Below are 19,329 nucleotides of genomic sequence, written 5' to 3'. Positions count from 1 at the left end.
TAGACCAGAGGAAGCTAGATTCTCAAACTGGTGAGAGTTACAGAACCAAACAGGCTATGAACTACTCAGCATATCTTTACCCAAGACCAGCACTTCGGAGATCGCAAAGGAATCAGGAGAAAAGCACAATTGACCCAAGCTTTGCTCTGAGATATCGAAACCGGAAGGTACTCTATAAAACACCATGTCAGCGTCCTTACCCTGCTCCAGAGAGCCGATTGCATTGTCCATTCCCGCTATTTTTGCACTTCCCAGGGTGATGCGGTAGAGCATTTCCTCCGGGATAATGGGATCAGATGTTTGGCGGTAATTCATCATTTTGGCATGATAGAGCATATTCAGTGATGTCCCTGCGCCTACATCACTGCCCAAACCAAAGGGTATATGATGATTGTCGATGCGTCGTAAGGGATACTCGCCACTCTTCAGGTAAAAATTGGAATCCGGACAGTGGGCTATGGATGAACCGCTTTCTTTTAGTATATCCAGTTCTGCATCTGCCAGATGAATTGCATGCCCCAATATGGTCTTCTTGCCCAGAATGCCATGTTTGGCATATATTTCAGTGTAGGAATTTCTGCCGAATATCTTCTTTACCCAAGCAATCTCTTCCGGATTTTCGGACAAATGGGTTTGGATGAATGCATCGTTATCATGGGCAAACTTTCCTATTTCATGCATCAGCGTTGCGCTACAGGTGGGGGCAAATCTGGGAGTGAAGATATATTGCAAGCTCTGGTCATGCCACTTCTCGAAGAGTTCGATACTGTGTTTGATAGCGTAATCCGTACTTTGCAGCAGAGCTTCCGGGGCATTTATATTCATCATAGTCATACCTATCTTTGCCCGGATACCCATTTGTTGCGCAACCTCAAAAGCGATTTGTGCGCTTTCACGGTAAGGGGCAGTGTAGATGATAGAGTAAGTGGTGCCAGCATTGATTAGTGCATGAAAAAAATCCCTGCTCAAGGTTTCCGCATAAAACGGATTGCGGCTTCTCTCTTCTTCGGGAAACACGCTTTGCTCCAGCCAGGGCAGCAGAGCTGGGTGGTAGAGCCCCCTGATGCGATACTGTGAAAGATGTACATGTAGATCAATCAATCCCGGCAGACAGATGCGGTCTCTCTTGTCTTCCCAGGAACCACTGAATTTATTGAATGGAACTACAGCCGAGATAATGCTATCTTCAAAACTGATCACATGATCCGGTAGAAAGTCGGCAATATCTGCCGACACAGGGTTGAAGATGTTTGTGCGGATGTTTCTCATGGCTAAGGCCTCCAGATTTCGTATGCCTTCACTTTGTTTTGTCCGATACCGAAATGTAGCTCGGGGCTGTTCTGAGTGGTGGAGCCTTTTGCCGAGCTCAATTCGCGGATTAAACTATGTTCTTTACCCTTTTTATCCAGATATGTAAGCACAACGCGACAACCAAATGCCGGGCTGTTGGGATGGATGGGGGTGTCCTTATTCACCTCGATCAATTCGATTCCGCCGTCTTTATGAACCGGTTTCAGGTAGAGTGCTTTGTTGCTATTCAGTGTCACATTGCTCAATATCTTGGTGCCGTTTCCGCTCCCGATCACCAGATCCGTAAGGCCGTCACGGTTTATATCTGCGGTTGCACAAGACCAGCCGTTGTACACTCTGCTCCCGCTTAAATATGTGATGTCAGTGAAAGTGCCGTCTTGATTGTTGTGATACAAGTAGCTTCGGTCGTTTTCGTAAACGGAGGTGATATAGATATCCAGATAACCGTCGTTATCGGCATCGAAGAATAAGGGTTCGGCATGCAGTTCATCGTATTTGATACCGCTTTCGGCTGTGACATCGCTGAACTGCCAATAGTATAAAGTATCGGCTTCTATTGCTCGGGAACAGAGGCCGTCATTGCGATACAGCATCGTTTTATCTGAAATATTGATGAATCTGGGATGCGCCAGATTTGCCACGATGAGATCCAGATCACCATCGTTGTCAAAATCGCCCCAATCCGCACCGATGCTGTGTCCATAATAGCCGTTTTTGTATTTGCCAGAAACACCATACAACGCTGCTACATCTACGAACAATGTGTCTGCCTGTTCAAAAAGGAAATTGCGGTTCAATCGGTAGTTTGAGACATAGATTTCCTGGTGGCCATCGTTATCAAAATCTGCTGGTGCTACTCCTCTGCCGGCAAGTCCAGGATTGTCGGTATAAGCTGGAAGCAGGATACCGCTTTTGTTGCTGTGATCTTCAAAATAGCCATTATTATTCCTCCAGAAGGAGTCCGGATAACCGCTACGGCTTTGCCATACCTCATAATTCGCCACATATAGCGATGGATATCCGCTGCCATCAATGTCTACGAAAGCGGCTCCTTCGGAAGGCATCTTGTCATCTATATCGCCGGCTTTGGCATTTACCTTTATAAAGTCTTTATCGGGATTTTGTTTCATCAGGGCATCGCCGTCTCCTTCCAGGGAGTGGGATATGCTTACAAAGTCCAGCGCGCCGTCCAGGTTAAAATCCGCCCAGACACCTCCGCTGCTTTTCAGACTCTGATACACAAGGCTATCCGGGTGGGCTTCGAAGGCGAAATCACCCAGGTTTCTATAGATATACTTACCATTGAACAAAATATCGATCAAACCATCGTTATCATAATCGGCCAGAGCTGCTCTGGTATAGCGTTTTGCATCCATGGCGTGACTATCTTCAAAGACGATGCCTTTATAGCCGAACAGATCGCGCAGATAGCTGATGGGATCGTTATTTATCTTTTTGCGCGCCAATATATTGGCGATAGCGTCACTTGCCTCTACATCATATTGGTTCCTGGGAGAGCCCATTATCAGACATTTACCAAATTCCCGCATGGCTTTTTGCGGATACTTGCTACCAGAGAATAAACTGAGGTATCTGCCGCGCCAGAAGTGCAATTCTGCCAGTTCACCCCGGTCGTTGTGGGTAAAGCTGATGTGATCCAGAAAATCCAGCTCTCGGCGCTGCAATCTTGAGGGTTTCCGAAAGATGCCGCATAGCTCCTCTTCATCGCCGTAAAAGCCTTTTGAAGATATCTGTGTGTAGTAGTTTGCCTTAGCTATCTGCAGCTTTACCCTGTGTTCCCATTCTTTGGTATCGTATTCATCAAAGAGGATATTTGCTTTGTCGCTGTTGAGGGCATAATGCAGGCATTGCGTGGCATATTGCAAGAGTTCTTTGTTTTCTTTTTTATCCTTCATTTCTCTGCGAAAGGACGGCCCCAGGATGTAGAGGCTGCTGATGTAGGCATGAGCTGCAGAGCGGAACCGATTATCGTCCATGCACTTTAACATAGCATCCCAGTCCTTCAATTGAGCCAAATGATATAGTTCGTAATAATATGCGGCTTGGTGCCAGATGGAATGTGGATAGCTCTCTTTGAAGGATGCAATCAGTTCCAGGGCATCGTAACTGCTCACTTGGGTCGATAACTCATCCATCACACTCTTGGCGCTGGCTTCTATGATACCGTTGTATTCCGGTAAACTTTTGATCAACTCCAAAATGTCATCGTCTTGATTCTCCGTGGTATAATGGGCAAAGACCAGGGAATCCGCCCGGTTGGTGAAGCTGTTGCTCAATACTACTGTACGGATCAGGGTGCTGCTGCTGTCCGGTTCCACGCTTTGCAGTAGCAGCCATTGCAGAGCATCTTCCAGGGAAGCAAAATCCCGTGCCAAAAGGTAGTGCATTTCAGAGGCAAGAGACAGGTTCTTAATCCGTTGAGCATATTCCAGGAGGTTTTGCCTGTCTTCACGGTTTTGGGAATACTTTAGTTGTAAAAAGTCATCCTCATATTTGCGGATTAGTTGAAATTGTTCCTTATCCAAAAGGAAACGCAGGTCATCGCCATCCACACCCGCCCAGAGCGGGCTGAAAAGTAATGCTATGCAGAGTATGCAGATTAGTCCATTATGTTTCATCATGTTTATCCAAAGCTTTTATAAGGTTATCAATGTCTGTGGCGCTAAATTCATAAGTCTTGTTACAATAATGACAAACCGGAGCGATGCCGTCACGCAGGCTCATCAGTTCCTTTTGGCCCAAGAGCATTAAAGCGCGGGCAAATCTTTCACGGCTGCAATCGCAATGGTATCTCAGCATCATTTCTTTATTGATTTTCCAGGGCAAACCTTTCAGTATGAACCTATCCAAGATTTCTTCTATCGATAAGCCCATGTCCATCAAATCCGACAAATTTGGTGTTTGTAGCAGGTTTGAACTGATGAGTTCTGCCAGAGCTGGATCGGCATTGGGAAGTTGCTGGATCAGTACTCCTCCCGCAGAGCGAATAGCAGCACTGGGATCGATCAACACACCCAAGTTCACCGCTGTTGCGGTCTGTTCACTTTGCTGATAATAAGCGGCTACATCAGAGGCAATTTCACCATCCAGCAACCGTACCTGTCCGGTATAAGGCGCTTTGAGCCCACTCTGACGGATCACACTCAAAGTACCGGGTATCAAGTGTTTTCCCACTTGTAGGTTGGCCTCGGACTCCTGGAACCACAAATGCGGTTCAAAAGCATAGGCTTTGATGTCGCCTTCTTTGTTGATAAGTGCGATCGCTCCTTTCAAGGGGCCTTCTGCGTCTATCCGCAATGCGATCTCAGAGCTGGGAGCTTTCAAATCTCCGCTCATCAACGCTACTGCCGTGATCAGGCGCCCCATCATGATAGCGGACAGGGGATACAAATCGTGAAAATCCCGTGCCTTTTGAACGATGGATGTAGTATTGGTAGCAAACAAGCGAAACTGGTCGGCGGCAATGCTTCCGCATAGTAAGCGGCCTTCAGGTTCAGTCATCTTCCATCCGGATATTCTTGATTTCTGTGCCGGGATAGTAGCATTGTAAGATACTGGTGTAATCTTCTCCCTTGCGAGCTTTGCGCAGAGCGCCCACTTGACACATACCTACTCCATGTCCGGAACCTCTACCCATTATGGTAATGCTGTTTCCGGGGTAATAAGCTTTACTTCCTGCTGCTCCTTTGAACACAAACATCGAAGATGGCAACATACCAAAGGCTTGCCTGATCTTGTACTCTCCGTCCAGAACTATACTGCGATCTCCGGTAATGCGCAGCTTCAAGATTCTGCCGGAGTGCCCGCGATTGAGTATTTCGATACTCTTTATGCTGTCCAAGCCAGTGTTTGCGGCCACTTTTGCTTTGCTAATGCTGCGCTGCCAAACCATAGAGGATACTTCCCAGGAGCTCATCCCGGAGCTGTCTACTTTGCTACTTATCCATGCAGTTAGGTCACGCTCTTGGGATAGATCGAGCTCTTCGGCTGCGGGAATGCAGGTCGATCCACCTAAATGAGGGATGTAGGCGCCTTTCCAGATATCCTGGGAAGAATCCGTCTTCCCTCCGCAGCTACTGTGATAAGTGGCATCGGCTATATGTTGATCGGATACAATGATCTCTCCTGCGCTTTGTACTACAGCTTCCTCTATTATCTCGTTGCGGAGGTGCTTGCCTTTGTAAACCTGACAATGAGTAGTATTGCAAAGATCGTAACCATCAGCTGAATGGCGGTTATTGAGCAGCAAGCTTACAGCGTGAGTACGGGCTGCAACAGCCTGAGCCTTCAGGGCTTCCAGAGGACTATTGGAGCCTATCTCGTTTGGGATTACTCCAGCAATATATTCTTCTATGGGCAGGATCTGATTCAATACCAGCTTGCCGCTTCTGATTTTTAGTACAAACTCGCCTTCATAAGGGAGACCGTTAAGCCACATTTCTTTTGAAGACTGAATGTTCAGCGGGCTTTCAAAATAAGACTCTTTACCGTCTTGCCCTACGATCCTCAATGTGGAGTTTACAATCGGAATGGACTGGACCCGGCTGAGTGGATAGTTCATGCTGGCTGCGTAGGATTGGGCGGCTTCCAGGTCTTTGAAGCTATCGGGTAAGAAAAACCAGTATTCATGTTTTAACAACAATTGGTCATCTTCCCACACAAAATAGCTGTTTATAACGGCATCATTATCGTAGATATCGGCAGCAGTTCCTACATGCTCGATGATCCCATATTGGTTGTCCTGTTCAGGGGAAACCACATCTATCAGGATTTTCCCGCTAAAGTCTTGCGTAAAAAGTTGATCTTTATCGCTTAGCACCAAATGGCCAGCATCCAGTTGCAAGTGCTGTGCGCTGGCGAGATTGATTTCCAGATACAACATGCCATTCCGGATTTCAGCCCCGAAGAGCAGAGAAATACCAAATAGCAGGAAGACCGGAAACTTGCGCATTATTGTACCGGGGAACCGGGGTATCCTCCATCCGGCAAGACTACGTGCAAGCCCGATTCATCGTGAGCAGCAAGAATCATGCCGTTGGATACTATGCCCCTGATCTTGCGGGCTTGCAGATTCACCAGCATTACCACGGTTTTGCCAAGGATATCCTCTGCTTTGTAAGATTCTGCGATACCTGCAACCAACTCTCTGGTTTCAAACCCAAGATCCACTTTTAGTCTCAATAGTTTATCGGTCTTGGGTACGGGGGATGCTTCCAATACTATGGCTAAACGCAGGTCCATGGCACTGAACTGATCGTAGGTGATCTCTGGTTTCACAGGAAGATACTCTGTTTTTGGGGATACTATGGTACTCTTGTGTAATTTGGCTAATGCTGCTTCAATGGCGGCATCTTCGATCTTGATAAATAGGGGAGAGACGTCTCGTAAAGTAATCTGCGAGCATACAAATGCATCTTCCCAGTTTTGGATGGGTGGTAAAGACATCATTTCCCGAAGCTTCAGCATATGCTTGGGTAAAATGGGGGAAAGGGCGATGCTGATTTTGTGCAACAATTCAGCGCATACCCACAGCGTTTGTTGCACGTGTTTGTGGTCTTCTTTGATTGCCACCCAGGGTTTGCGTTCGTCAAAGAAACGATTGCCCATACGCGCTATATCCATGATTGCCCTGGTATTGCGTTTTACCTGATAATCCCGATAGGAAGCGCTGATATCTGCCAAGTTTCTATCGGCTTCGCTGATGATCGCGCTACACTCTTCATCGCCTTCGATGGGAGAGATGATACCCTCAAAATGTTTTTGTGCAAAGGCAAACACGCGATTGGCGAGATTTCCCAATACATTGTTCAATTCGCCGTTTATCTTCATTTGGAAATCTTTGAAACTAAAATCTGTATCTTGCCGCTCGGGAGCGTTTGTAGCCAGATAGTAACGCAGATATTCGCCATTAAAATCGTGCACGAATTCATCCACCCAGATCGCCCAGTTGCGAGATGTAGAGATCTTATCCCCCTCCAGATTCATAAATTCATTGGCGGGAATGTCGTGAGGGAGACAATACTGAAGATCCTGACCCATCAGCATGGCAGGCCAGATCAAGGCATGGAAGATGATATTGTCTTTGCCGATGAAGTGGATCAACTGCGTATCTTTGTCCAACCAATAGTCTTTCCAGCGCTCCGGCTGGCCGATTCGTTTTGCCCATTCCACAGTGGAGGAAATGTAGCCAATTGGCGCATCGAACCATACATACAGCACTTTGCCTTCTGCTTCGGGCAGTGGCACAGGTACTCCCCAGCTGAGGTCCCGTGTTATCGAACGCTCGATCAAGCCTTGCTCCAAGAGGTTCAGCATGAAGTTGCGTACGTTCTCTTTCCAGTAGCTTTTGTGGGATATCCACTCTTTCAGTTGATCTGTAAAGTGTGCCAGATGAAAGAACCAATGCTTGGTTTCCCGGATTATCGGCTTATTTCCGCATATCTTGCAGTGTGGACTCTTCAGCGAAGTAGTTTCATAGGTCTGTCCACATTTGTCACATTGGTCACCCCGTGCGGCTTCAGCGCCACAGACCGGGCAGATTCCCTCTACATAGCGATCGGGCAGATAGCGTTTATCGTGTTCGCAGTAAAACTGCAAAGTTGTTTTTGGCTGTATGTGTCCCTTTTTATACAGATCGCTAAAGAACTCCTGTGATAACTGATAATGCTCCTCACGGGCTGTTCCGGAGAAGTTGTCAAACTCAATGCCGATGCCGTCGAAAGCTTCTTTGATGCTTTCATGATAGCGTTTGACTACGTCAATGGCCGGTACACCTTCTTTATCTGCCGAGATCGAGATCGGAGTACCGTGTTCATCTGTACCGCAGATGTAGATCACGTCTTCCTTTTGCAGGCGTAGATAACGCACAAATATATCAGCCGGGAGATATGCTCCGGCTACATGCCCCACATGAAGCTTGCCATTAGCATAAGGTAGAGCGCTGGTTACAATGTATTTCATACCTTATCCCCAAAGAATTCCTGATGTAAACTGGCTACTGTCTTTGCCACCTGAGGAGCAGGCAGCATCAATTCCACACTCCGTTCACTGTGTGAGATGCGGGTCAGATGAGAATTGGCACACAGCTTCAGCACTCTGGCTATAAACGCAGGATCAGCTGCCAAACCCAACCCCACCAGGATCACAAAGCCGATGTCCCGACTCTTGTCTGTTATCGAAATCTTCGACTCCTGCAAGATATAGTCCACTTCAGATTCGTATTTCTCTTCGATATACAATTCCAGAGCCTGCTCTACCATATTGATCTTATAGATTTCGTTGTGCCATTTCTCCAGCAGTTGCAAGACTCCGGAATCTGTTGCTATCCGGTAGCGCAAGATGTTGTCTTTATGTGCTATAGCGGTTACTATGCGTTCTTCCATTTGTGAATCCTTTGGGTTTTCTTCTTGTTTGATCAGGGTTCCTGCCTCGAAAGTGAAGGAACTCTTTATTTCCACACGGACTTTGTAGCGGCAGGCAAATTCTACCGCGCGAGGATGCAAGACCTTGGAGCCGTTGTAACTGAGGGCCAGCATATCCAGATAGCCGATTTCAGGAATAAAGCGGGCTTGGGGTACGATCCTGGGATCCGCACTATAGACTCCTGCCACATCGGTATATATCTCACATTTATCCGCTCCCAAATAACAGGCTAAAGCAACCGCTGAGGTATCGGAACCGCCTCTTCCCAGAGTAGTTATCTCTTTGGTGGTGCTCACACCCTGAAAACCAGCTACAATCACCACTTTATCCTTAGCAAGTTCTTCATGGATGCGAAATGCATTTACTTTCAATATCTTGGCATTACCATGATGATCGTCTGTAATAATCCCGCTCTGTGAACCAGTAAAAGAGATCGAGGGGATGCCTTCTTCATACAACGAGAGTGAAAGCAGGGACATGCTAATGCGCTCACCGGCAGTAAGAAGCATATCCATTTCCCGTCGGCTGGGATGTGTACTGATCTCATAAGCCAGGCTGAACAGATTGTCGGTTGTTTTGGCCATGGCAGATACCACCACCACCAGTTGATCGCCGCGATGATAAGATTTGGCCAGCTTTTTGGCAATAGAGCGGATCAGTTCCACACTTCCCACCGAGGTGCCGCCAAATTTCTTAACAATGATCGCCATTTATCCCTTTATTGAGGCTTTTACCAGTTCTACGAAGAGAGGATGCGGGCGATTTGGGCGGCTTTTAAATTCCGGATGAAACTGTACGCCGAGATAGAAATCATTGCCGGGATACTCCAAAATTTCTACCAAAAGATCCTCTTCGGATACTCCGCTCAACTTCAATCCGGCACTGCTCAATATCTCCCGATAATCATTATTAAACTCATAGCGATGACGGTGGCGTTCACTGATCAGTAAACTGCCATAAGCCCTATGAGCAAGGCTGTCCGGGCTGATCTTGCATTTATAAGCGCCCAAGCGCATGGAGCCGCCCACGAGATCGATGTAGCGCTGATCTTCCATCAAATGGATGACCGGATGGGGATTCATTTCATCAAATTCAGTACTATTGGCATCGCTGAGTTTGCACACATTGCGGGCATACTCAATTGCCATCACTTGCATGCCCAGGCAGATGCCCAATAGTGGGATGTTTCGGGTGCGGGCAAAATTGGCGATGTTAATCTTTCCTTCGATACCCCGTATGCCAAAGCCACCGGGAATCAGGATCCCGTCAATATCCTTCAGTTCATTATCCAAATCCGTAGGCTTGAAGTTCCGCTCGGAATCCACCCATTTGATGTTCAGTTTCTTTCTCTGATTTGCCGCGGCATGCATCAGAGCTTCCACAACGCTTTTGTAAGCATCGTGGTGTTTCACATACTTTCCGCAAACTGCTATGTTTACTTCACCTTCGCTATTCTGCTGGTTGGTAAGGAAATGCTGCCAGTCCTCTAAGTCCACTTCAGGGCTCTCCATATTGAAATGCCGGCAGATTATCGCCGGCAAGTTCGCTTTCTGATAGATCAGCGGTATCTCGTAAACGCATTTCACGTCGATAGCATTGATCACACTTTCTTTGGGAACGTTTGTAAAGAGTGCGATCTTGGAGTAGATTTCATCGTCAAAGGTCTTTTCACTACGGCAAAGCAGGATATCCGGCTGGATACCGATCTCACGCAGTTTGTAAGCACTATGTTGTGAAGGCTTGGTTTTCAGTTCTCCTGCAGTCTTGATGTAGGGCACATAAGTAAGCAGGATGTTCAGGGTATTATGAACCCCGAGATCAAGGCGCAGTTGACGCACAGCCTCCAAAAAAGGCAGGCTTTCGATGTCGCCCACTGTGCCTCCGATCTCGGTGATCACGATGTCTTTATCTTCGGATAAACGTGTTATCCGGCGTTTGATTTCGTTAGTTACATGAGGGATAACCTGTACGGTTTTTCCCAGATAAGTGCCCTTGCGCTCGTTCATTATCACGCTTTCATATATCTGTCCGGCACTGCAACTGCTTGCAGAGCTAAGTGCCTCATCCACAAAGCGTTCATAATGTCCCAGATCAAGGTCTGTTTCGGCACCGTCGTCGGTCACAAATACTTCTCCATGCTGGAAGGGGCTCATAGTACCCGGGTCAACATTCAAGTAGGGGTCAAATTTTTGTAACACCACTTTATAGCCCATAGATTTTAGCAGCAATCCGATGGATGCAGTGGCTATACCTTTGCCCAAGGATGATAGCACTCCTCCCATTACGAAGATGTATTTTGCCACAAAGACCTCCCCTAGATCATTCTCTTCAGTTCGTGCAGAGATTCTTTGATGGAGGCAACCGTGTAGGCCAGATCTTCTTCCGTATGACGGTAGCAGATGTAACCGTGATGATATGGTTGCAGGAACACTTTTCGCCGTATCAACTGAGTATAGAATTCAGTTCTCAGCTTTTTGTAAAGGCCGTTTTCGTCTTTCGGGAAAGTGATGAAGGGCATCCACGGAGCTCCGGAGAATTCCACCGGCATACTGGATTCATCGATCACTTTTTGTACTTCGGCAGCGAATTTTTCGCCTTTTGCTTTGATCACGTCCAAGACTTTGTCACGTTCCAAAATTTCGATGGTCTTCAGTGCAGCTACGATGCTGTCGCTATTTGGGAAGAAAGTGGAGGACAGAAACACTTTGTCTGCCAACACCATCATGGGGTCGCGTTTCCCCACCAGGGCTGCTATGGCATAACCGTTTGCCATGGCTTTTCCAAAGGTGGAGAGATCCGGAGTTACGCCAAAATACTCCTGCGCTCCGCCCAGGGATACTCTGAAGCCGCTGCGGATTTCGTCGAAGATCAAGAGCGCATTATATTTATCCGCCAAAGCGCGAACACCTTCCAGATAACCGGGTTTGGGCATCTGAACCGGAGCTGCCATCGGGTGCCCCACGGGGGTTACGATGATGGCGGCCATGTCGTCTTTATTGGCTTTTAAGATAGCTTCCAGACCATCAAGATCATTATAATGGAATTCCAAAACGTCTTCATATAGCTTTTCCGGGATACCGCCCTTTACCTCCACGCACCAATCGTGCCAACCGTGATAACCACAACGGGCGATCTTGGTTTTGCCGGTGTAGGCTCTGGCTACGCGAATGGCGATGGTGGTGGCGTCACTACCGGTCTTCACCAATGCTGCCATCTCACAAGATGGAATAACCTTTTGCAGCTTGCGTACCAATTCGCTCTGTTGAGGTTGGGTCAGCGAAAAGCAAAATCCTTTGTCGTTCACTTGTTTTTGTACGGCATGATCAATTTCCGCTTCACGGTAGCCGATGATGATGGGGCCATAGGCACATAGATAGTCAATGTACTCATTTCCGTCTACGTCCGTTACTCTGCCGCCGTTTCCGCTGTCAAAGTAGATTGGATACTCGCCCTGAACAAAGTTGTAGGGTCTGCGAATGCCGGCAACAGCACCCGGAACCAGCGTCTGTGCTTCCTCATACATTGCCATGCTTTTACTTAAGTTCAATTTATCTGCCATGTTATTTCATCTCCCACAGGCTTGCAATGCCCATCCCGCCGCCTATGCAAAGCGATGCGAGACCTTTCTTGTTCTGTCTTTTCTTCATTTCGTGCAGTAAGGTTACAATGATGCGGGCACCGCTGCAGCCAATTGGATGACCGATGGCTATGGCACCGCCATTCACGTTTACAATATCGGTATTGACCTTGCCCACACCTTCTTTTTCCAGGCCTTTGATCACGGAAAGGGATTGTGCGGCAAAAGCTTCGTTCAATTCTACCAGTTCGATGTCTCCCAAAGACCAGCCGGTTTTCTGCAGCACTTTCTTGATGGCGGGAACAGGTCCATATCCCATTATTGCGGGATCCACTCCGGCAGAAGCGCTATCCACGAAATAAGCCATGGGGGTAAAGCCCAGTTCCTTGGCTTTATCTTCACTCATGATCAAGACCAAAGCTGCGCCGTCGTTGATGCCGCTGCTGCTGGCTGCGGTAACGGTACCATCTTTCTTGAAGGCGGGGCGCAGTTTTGCCAGGCTTTCTTTGGTTACTCCGGCACGGGGCATTTCGTCTTTGTCGATGATGATGGGATCGCCTTTACGTTGAGGGATAGCGATGGGCACAATCTCATCGTTGAATCTGCCGTTCTTCTGAGCGGCTTCAGTTCTGTTCTGGGAAATAGTCGAAAACTCGTCCTGCTCTTCCCGGGTCAAACCCCATTTTTCTGCCAAATTCTCGGCAGTCATGCCCATGTGATAATCGTTGAAAATATCGGAAAGACCGTCACGGATCATCATGTCCACCATGCTCTTATCACCCATGCGGGCACCCCAACGGGCATCCTTGAGGATGTATGGAATCTGGCTCATGTTTTCCGCGCCACCGGCAATTACAATCTCCGCTTCACCAGCGCTGATCATCAATGCTGCCAGGCTGATTGCCTTCATTCCGCTGCCACATACTTTGTTTACAGTATAAGCGGGTACATAATCCGGGATTCCTGCATGGATGCTGATCTGTCTGGCAACGTTTTGACCAAGACCCGCACCACAGACGTTTCCTACGATCACTTCATCGATCATCTCGGGTTGTAGCTTGGTTTCTGCTAAAATCGCTTTCAGAGTGTGAACTCCCAACTCTACTGCGGAGACATCCTTGAACACTCCACCGAAATTTCCGACAGCGCTGCGTTTTGCGCTAACTACCACGGCTTTTTTCATCTTTCCTCCAGATGTTTTATTTTTTCCATTGTAAGCCATTTATACAAAGGGGGGATTTTAGTCAATGCCAAAGTTATTCCTTGTAAGCTGGATATTCATGCTTATGCAATTTAGCGTTTTTGAGGTTTTGGCGTTGTGGAGTTTTAGCGTTGTGGCGAATCCAACAGCAGCACTGCAGCTTTCGTTTGGTTTCACGCAGATCACGCAGATTTACGCAGAAAAAGTGCAGATTCGACAGAGATTAATAGCGTAGCTCGCTTTAGCGCCGCCAATTGCAGATCCGCAGCACTGCAGCACTAACTAACTAAGAACTAATGAACTACAAACTCCTCCGCGAGCGCGGCGAGCCTTCAACAGACCGAAGGTCATGCAACAGGGAGCAAAGCGAGCATTCAACAGGTACGAAGCACCGTTCATCTCTTCCTCAACACCATCACATCATTCACATTGCATCCGCTATAAAAGGCAGGGATTATGCCTCCCACACTCTGCAGGCAAGAAAAGGAATCAAAATCTTTAAGAGCAGTATCCATTCCACCAGGAAAACATATTCTATCCCGCATCTCATTAGTTACCAAAGCTCCGGCCGAGTCTGCCAGATTATCATTGCCATCTGTTGCAAAAGCGCAGAGCCAGGCATTTCTACAGTCAGGCATATCCCGCAGGAAGCTTAGCGCCAAATGGCTCAATCTACCTCCCTTACCCAGTCCTTTCACCTTCAAAGTGCATTCTCCCCCAAAAATGTAGATTCCCGGTGCGGCGTGCTCACAATAGCGTGCCAATCCTCGGGCAAATACCTCAACTTCATCCTTAATAAATACCGGAGATACTCTGACGGGAAGATTCGGCCTTTCGCGGCGAAAATGCTTTGCCAATTGCTTTAGAAAAGCCTGATTGTCGCCAATGATATGGTGATTGGATATCTCCGGCCGGTAGAAAGGTCCGCTGCCGATGATACTGGGGTCGTTCTCTGGTACATCGCTCAAAAGATACACTTCCAAGCTTTTACCGCTGAAGAACTTCGCTGCTTTGCCTCCCTTGACGGCGGAACACTCTTTTCGCCCGGCATTGATCTGCGCTATGTCCAGTCCGCTTTTGAGCAACAGGGAATGCCGGGCACGAATTGCAGCCAGATCATAGCCCGAAGCGGGTATTTCAAACAGTGCGGAACTGCCCCCAGAGAGTAATACGCACAGCTCTTCATCGCTGGGGATGCTTTTGATCCATTCCATTATTCTACGGCTGTGAAGGATCGAATTTTCATCCGGAACAGGATGTGCAGCTTCCAATATCTGAGGTTGATAATTTCTATCACTTTCAGTAGGATAAAAGCCATATTTGCACAAAACTACGCAGCTGAGTGGAACTTTGGGTTTCAGAGCGGAACATGCTACTTTCCCCATTTGCCAGGCGGCTTTACCGATAGCCAGAATATGCGGAGGCTTATTGGGATAACGCTCACGTATGGCAGCAGCAAGCCGGGGATAACGGCAAAAGCTTGAAAGTGCTCTCTTGAAATTAGTCAGAATCTCCTCGCTCATTTCATCCCTCTCCGCCTCAAGCTGCTTGTTCATAGATAGCCAAAGGCTTCCCTCACCACTCGATAGCGGAAAAGCTGCGCTTTATCCAGTCCCAACACTGCTGAAAGGAGATCGTACAAAGACGGGCTTTGCAGGCTTTTATGGATTCTCAAGCCTTCCGGGCACAACTCCAGGGAGTGTAAAATCTTTTTTAGATCGTAGGTTTTGCTGTGCGTTTCACTACTTTTAGTAAAAATCATGCTGCTTGCCTTGGCAAAGCTCTGCAATTGCGGATTCAATTCCTTCAGTAAAGTCTCATCCAGTTCGATGCGGACATATTCGGTGCTTGGCAGAGCGGCCTTACCGCTTATGACTTCACAGCCGGTAACTATGAACTCCGGAATACGGCTGCGACAGAATTCCCTTAGGATATCTTCCGGGCTGAAAGGGCAGTAAAAGGAGATGTCAAAGTACTCTGCCACGCTTTCCACGCCCACGGGCAGAGGTGGCGACAGGCTTACCTTCGGGTGTGGCGAAAAGCCCATGGTAAATACTGTGGGAAGCTCCAATACGGCGATGCGGCGAAAGAGCATCCGCATCCAATCCAAGTGAGAGATAAAGCGTAAGAGTCCGGTTTTGCGATAGAAGACCCGATAGCGGTATTGGATTTGGGGATTGTACTGAGGGCGTGGGGGAGTGGCTGATGGAAGCTCCAAGCTCTCTGATACACTGGCTTTCTGAGTGCATACTTCGTCGTTGCATACCCCGCACATAGCGCAGAATTCCCTGCAATCCGGGCTTAATTCTGCCTTTAGCGCTTTCTCGTATTCGTTGTATAGAAACTTCTTGCATACTCCGATGTCCACAAAGTCCCATGGTAAGGGGGCATTCGGATCCCTTGCCGCAGTAAAATCTTCGGATCGCAAGTCGTGCTGGGCAAAGGCATTCTGCCACCTCTGCCAATCCCAGGATTCGTTCCAACCGTCAAAGAGTGCGCCATTCTCCCAAGCGCTATATAATACCTTTGCCATGCGCAGATCGCCGCGGGTAAGGCAGGCTTCCAACACGGAATTTTCGATGGTGTGATACTTCAATTTGATATTGCGGTTTTTACTGAATGCGGTTTTCAGATATTGAGCGCGCTTCAGCAGTGTCTCACCGGGGGTCATTGCTGTCCACTGGAACGGTGTGAAAGGCTTTGGTGTAAAGGGGGACAGAGTCACGCTGATGTTCATGCGCTTGTTTGCGCGTAAGTTAATTGTGTGGATAAGCTCTTCAATTGCCAGGATGTCTTCATCGGTCTCGGTGGGCAAACCAATCATAAAATACAGCTTTATCTTTTGCCAGCCCAAGCTTTTGGCGATCTCCAGCCCCTGCAGGATTTCTGCTTCGCTGAGGTTTTTATTGATCACATCGCGCAAGCGTTGCGAACCGGCTTCCGGGGCGATGGTAAGTCCTTCGCGTCCCAAGGATTGCATCAGGCTAACCAAACGAGTATCCAAACTATCTACGCGCAAAGATGGCAACGCTATATGCGTCTTATCTGTATTTACGGCGTTCAGCAGGGCAAACAGCAATTCCCGGATGCAAGTGTAATCGCTGCTGGAAAGCGAGATCAATCCCGCTTCATCCCAACCGTCAGTATGAACTTCTTTGAGCAATTCATCCAGAATTTGCCGGGGATCACGCTCACGTACGGGACGGTAGAAGAATCCGGCATGACAAAAGCGGCAACCGCGGGAACAGCCGCGCATGATCTCAGATACATAACGGTTGTGTGTGGCCAATTGCCAGCTGAGTAATTGCGGGCTGTGCAGATCCTTACCCTTCGAGAAATCAGCATACTTCCGGCTGGGGATGGCTTCCGTGGGGATTCTGATGTCCCAGGGTGAATCACTGTTGTATTGGGGAACCCAGCAGCTTTTCAAAGTGGCCAAGTGCTGTAAACGCTCCGCGCGGGAAGCATTGTCCCGTAGGATTTCCGCTATCTCCACGATGCCTTCCTCAGCTTCACCAAAAAAAAACACGTCGATGAAGGGTGCGAGGGGCAAGGGATTGGTAGCGCAAGGCCCGCCCGCCATCACAATCGGATGCTCCTGGCTGCGATCCAGATTAAAAATGGGGATTTGTGAAGAAGCGATCAGTTCCAGCACGTTACTAAAGGTTAGCTCACTTTGCAGTGTGATACCCAGCAGGTCAAATTCATGAGCGGCTCTGCGGCTTTCCAGACCGAACAGGGGGAGCTGCTCTTGCTTCAGAAGCGCCAAGAGATCGCGTTGAGGCAGATAGAGCCGATCTGCCATTGCATAAGGTAAGCGGTTAACAATGCTGTATAAAATTTTTAGTCCCAGATGCGATACACCCAGTTCATAGAGTTCCGGAAATGCAAAAAGCATGCGCACAGAGTGGTCTGCAAAGCTTTTGCGGCAAGAATTGATCTCGTGATCGATATAACGGGAAGGCTTTTCTACCAGAGCTAATAAGTGTTCGATGTTGATCATGCTGTTTCCTGAGTTATTCATAGATTCAAGGTTAGAATAAGAGATGGATTTGGTCAAGTCTTTTCTCTGTGGGGCTTTTTCTGCAGATCATTTTCCTTGATCCTTAGAATTATTGATCGTGGAATGTACCGGGCAATCGAATCAGGTAGATTGGTTGCGATTTTTCATTACAGGTGGTGGGCGTCTTTTACTACATCCTGATTGTCGCAGATAGGTCTGGGCTTAGTTTTGCACATTGCCTCCTCTTCTTCAGAGAGTTGTCCCGTGCTAAAGCAGATATAATCCCGTTATCATCGAGTGAACACCCGATAATTAACCGATGATATCTACTTCGGCACGACTTGGAGGAGAAGGAGTTCTTAGTTCTTTGTTCTTAGTTCATTAGTTCTTAGTTCTTTGTTGATTAGTTCTAAAGTGCTGCGGTTCTGCAGTTTGAGGGCGCAAAGCGAGCACCGCTACAAATCTCTGTCGAATCTGTACTTTTTTCTGTTTAAATCTGCGTGATCTGCGTGAGACCAAACGAAAGCTGCAGTGCTGCTGTTGGATTTGTCACAACGACAAAACGTGAAAACGTCAAAACTAGCCATCAAAACGAACTTTGTGCTTGACAAAAAAAGACCCCCTAGTTGTGATGCTCACTACTGTGTGGCGAGATAGCTCAGCCGGTAGAGCAGAGGCCTGAAAAGCCTTGTGTCCCCAGTTCAATTCTGGGTCTCGCCACCATTTGTGTATCCGCATAGATGTGATTTACTTATGGTATGTACTCCATACTCCGAAGGATTTCATGGATGTTATTGAATTCATCAATTCAGCGATATCATGTGACACAAGTAATCTGATTAAAATGTCCCCTATGGGAGACAGAAGGCAATTAATGAGTGTATCGTAAAAGAAACAATCCTCACAATGAAAGCTATGCAAAATCCTCCCCTTCGAGTCTCCAGCGCATGCCGTAAGTGATAATAATACAATGAAATACACAACAGGAGAGTAAGTATTGAAGCCAAATCAGAGAATTGGCACGACTCTTGCATTGTACATAGCTGTGCCTTAGGCACAAAACATATAAGAGTAAACCCCCAAAAAAAGGAGAATACACATGGGAACTCAACAAATTCTTTTAATCGTACTTAGTGTAATCATCGTTGGTGCCGCCATCGCGGTTGGTATCCAGATGTTCAACAGCCAGGCCTACAGTGCCAACAAATCAGCTATTGCAGCAGATGCTCAAAGCTTTGCTTCACAAATTGTGCAATTTTACAAAACCCCAAAATCACAAGGTGGTGCTGGTGGCGATCTGACCGGTCTTGATGCAGCGGATGTGGCTGGTTTCATTGGATTTATGGCGGGATCTGCAGGAGCAGACTGGGATGCAGATGAATATGGTATCAAAAATGACAATGGAATCTACACTATTACATCCGTAACTCCTAGTGCAACAGCAGGTGCAGATGAGACTGTAGGAATAACTGGCATAGGCACAGAAGAAAGAGATGGCAAAAGTCCTAAGATAGTTACTACTATAACATTCCCAGCTTGTGAAATCACAGCCGAGGCTTCAGATGAGGCCGTGGCTTCAGATGAGTAGGTAGAATAATTATCTAACTCAACATTATCAAGAGAATAGTATCCGTATGGATAAAAAGCAAGAGCCGTAAGGCTCTTGCTTTTTAGTTTGCCCAGAATGCTTTCTGCGCCGATGGACTGAAAGAAGTCCTGACACCTCACCAGCGGGAAGTCAACATGAGATCAAGGGCGCTCTTGGCAACGGCAAGGTCTGAAGCAAGAAGCAGT

13 protein-coding genes and 1 tRNA gene are annotated in these 19,329 nt (G+C 47.6%); 3 read left to right on the top strand and 11 right to left on the bottom strand.

Going from position 1 to position 19,329, the window contains the following annotated elements; all coding sequences use genetic code 11:
• Positions 1-54 precede the first annotated feature (54 nt).
• The 9 genes from PHF32_04170 to PHF32_04130 are packed head-to-tail and all read right to left on the bottom strand — an operon-like array spanning position 55 to position 13,514.
• Positions 55-1,269: an amidohydrolase family protein gene (locus PHF32_04170; GenBank protein MDD4559923.1), complete on the bottom strand. Its 1,215-nt coding sequence runs from the start codon at positions 1,267-1,269 to the stop codon at positions 55-57.
• Positions 1,270-1,271: 2 nt separating this feature from the next.
• Complete coding sequence (locus PHF32_04165; GenBank protein MDD4559922.1) at positions 1,272-3,950, bottom strand: CRTAC1 family protein; 2,679 nt, start codon at positions 3,948-3,950, stop codon at positions 1,272-1,274.
• Positions 3,940-4,833, bottom strand: coding sequence for an Hsp33 family molecular chaperone HslO (locus tag PHF32_04160; protein MDD4559921.1), 894 nt, complete (start codon positions 4,831-4,833; stop codon positions 3,940-3,942). The genes PHF32_04165 and PHF32_04160 overlap by 11 nt, the downstream gene beginning before the upstream one ends.
• Positions 4,826-6,283 carry a SpoIID/LytB domain-containing protein gene (locus tag PHF32_04155; GenBank protein ID MDD4559920.1) on the bottom strand — a complete coding sequence of 486 codons (1,458 nt, stop codon included), beginning with the start codon at positions 6,281-6,283 and terminating at the stop codon, positions 4,826-4,828. The genes PHF32_04160 and PHF32_04155 overlap by 8 nt, the downstream gene beginning before the upstream one ends.
• The gene (metG, locus tag PHF32_04150; GenBank protein MDD4559919.1) at positions 6,283-8,292 is read right to left on the bottom strand and encodes a methionine--tRNA ligase; all 2,010 of its coding nucleotides are present in this window, start codon (positions 8,290-8,292) and stop codon (positions 6,283-6,285) included. Before metG ends, PHF32_04155 begins: the two co-directional genes overlap by 1 nt.
• Complete coding sequence (locus PHF32_04145; GenBank protein MDD4559918.1) at positions 8,289-9,464, bottom strand: aspartate kinase; 1,176 nt, start codon at positions 9,462-9,464, stop codon at positions 8,289-8,291. The genes metG and PHF32_04145 overlap by 4 nt, the downstream gene beginning before the upstream one ends.
• Positions 9,465-11,057 carry a CTP synthase gene (locus tag PHF32_04140; protein ID MDD4559917.1) on the bottom strand — a complete coding sequence of 531 codons (1,593 nt, stop codon included), beginning with the start codon at positions 11,055-11,057 and terminating at the stop codon, positions 9,465-9,467. It abuts the gene before it with no gap.
• An 11-nt stretch (positions 11,058-11,068) separates the two neighbouring features.
• Entirely contained in the window at positions 11,069-12,313 is a 1,245-nt protein-coding gene (locus tag PHF32_04135; GenBank protein MDD4559916.1) for an aminotransferase class III-fold pyridoxal phosphate-dependent enzyme, read from the bottom strand.
• Position 12,314: 1 nt separating this feature from the next.
• Positions 12,315-13,514 (bottom strand): acetyl-CoA C-acetyltransferase, encoded by a 1,200-nt coding sequence (locus PHF32_04130; GenBank protein MDD4559915.1) that lies wholly within the window; start codon positions 13,512-13,514, stop codon positions 12,315-12,317.
• Between the two features lie 64 nt (positions 13,515-13,578).
• Between PHF32_04130 and PHF32_04125 the strand changes: the two genes are divergently transcribed.
• On the top strand, positions 13,579-13,767 hold the full coding sequence (locus PHF32_04125) for a hypothetical protein (protein MDD4559914.1): 189 nt from the start codon (positions 13,579-13,581) through the stop codon (positions 13,765-13,767).
• Positions 13,768-13,927: 160 nt separating this feature from the next.
• On the opposite strand, the gene PHF32_04120 is transcribed toward PHF32_04125, so the two are convergent.
• Positions 13,928-15,088 (bottom strand): DUF4147 domain-containing protein, encoded by a 1,161-nt coding sequence (locus PHF32_04120; GenBank protein MDD4559913.1) that lies wholly within the window; start codon positions 15,086-15,088, stop codon positions 13,928-13,930.
• Positions 15,085-17,535: a TIGR03960 family B12-binding radical SAM protein gene (locus tag PHF32_04115; protein ID MDD4559912.1), complete on the bottom strand. Its 2,451-nt coding sequence runs from the start codon at positions 17,533-17,535 to the stop codon at positions 15,085-15,087. Before PHF32_04115 ends, PHF32_04120 begins: the two co-directional genes overlap by 4 nt.
• A gap of 647 nt (positions 17,536-18,182) precedes the next feature.
• On the opposite strand from PHF32_04115, the gene PHF32_04110 reads away from it, so the two are divergent.
• Positions 18,183-18,258, top strand: a tRNA-Phe gene (locus PHF32_04110).
• Positions 18,259-18,634: 376 nt separating this feature from the next.
• Positions 18,635-19,123 (top strand): hypothetical protein, encoded by a 489-nt coding sequence (locus PHF32_04105; GenBank protein MDD4559911.1) that lies wholly within the window; start codon positions 18,635-18,637, stop codon positions 19,121-19,123.
• Positions 19,124-19,329 lie beyond the last annotated feature (206 nt).

This window comes from Candidatus Cloacimonadota bacterium (assembly GCA_028706475.1).
Taxonomy (GTDB): Bacteria; Cloacimonadota; Cloacimonadia; order Cloacimonadales; family Cloacimonadaceae; genus UBA5456.
This window is presented reverse-complemented; position numbering and strand designations above follow the sequence as displayed.

Excerpts from the sequence above, each read along its gene's own strand:
- PHF32_04155 (MDD4559920.1), bottom strand. The coding sequence starts at position 6,283 with ATGCGCAAGTTTCCGGTCTTCCTGCTATTTGGTATTTCTCTGCTCTTC.
- PHF32_04170 (MDD4559923.1), bottom strand. The coding sequence starts at position 1,269 with ATGAGAAACATCCGCACAAACATCTTCAACCCTGTGTCGGCAGATATT.
- PHF32_04145 (MDD4559918.1), bottom strand. The coding sequence starts at position 9,464 with ATGGCGATCATTGTTAAGAAATTTGGCGGCACCTCGGTGGGAAGTGTG.
- PHF32_04125 (MDD4559914.1), top strand. The coding sequence starts at position 13,579 with ATGCCAAAGTTATTCCTTGTAAGCTGGATATTCATGCTTATGCAATTT.
- metG (MDD4559919.1), bottom strand. The coding sequence starts at position 8,292 with ATGAAATACATTGTAACCAGCGCTCTACCTTATGCTAATGGCAAGCTT.
- PHF32_04115 (MDD4559912.1), bottom strand. The coding sequence starts at position 17,535 with ATGATCAACATCGAACACTTATTAGCTCTGGTAGAAAAGCCTTCCCGT.
- PHF32_04130 (MDD4559915.1), bottom strand. The coding sequence starts at position 13,514 with ATGAAAAAAGCCGTGGTAGTTAGCGCAAAACGCAGCGCTGTCGGAAAT.
- PHF32_04135 (MDD4559916.1), bottom strand. The coding sequence starts at position 12,313 with ATGGCAGATAAATTGAACTTAAGTAAAAGCATGGCAATGTATGAGGAA.
- PHF32_04105 (MDD4559911.1), top strand. The coding sequence starts at position 18,635 with ATGGGAACTCAACAAATTCTTTTAATCGTACTTAGTGTAATCATCGTT.
- PHF32_04120 (MDD4559913.1), bottom strand. The coding sequence starts at position 15,088 with ATGAACAAGCAGCTTGAGGCGGAGAGGGATGAAATGAGCGAGGAGATT.
- PHF32_04165 (MDD4559922.1), bottom strand. The coding sequence starts at position 3,950 with ATGAAACATAATGGACTAATCTGCATACTCTGCATAGCATTACTTTTC.
- PHF32_04160 (MDD4559921.1), bottom strand. The coding sequence starts at position 4,833 with ATGACTGAACCTGAAGGCCGCTTACTATGCGGAAGCATTGCCGCCGAC.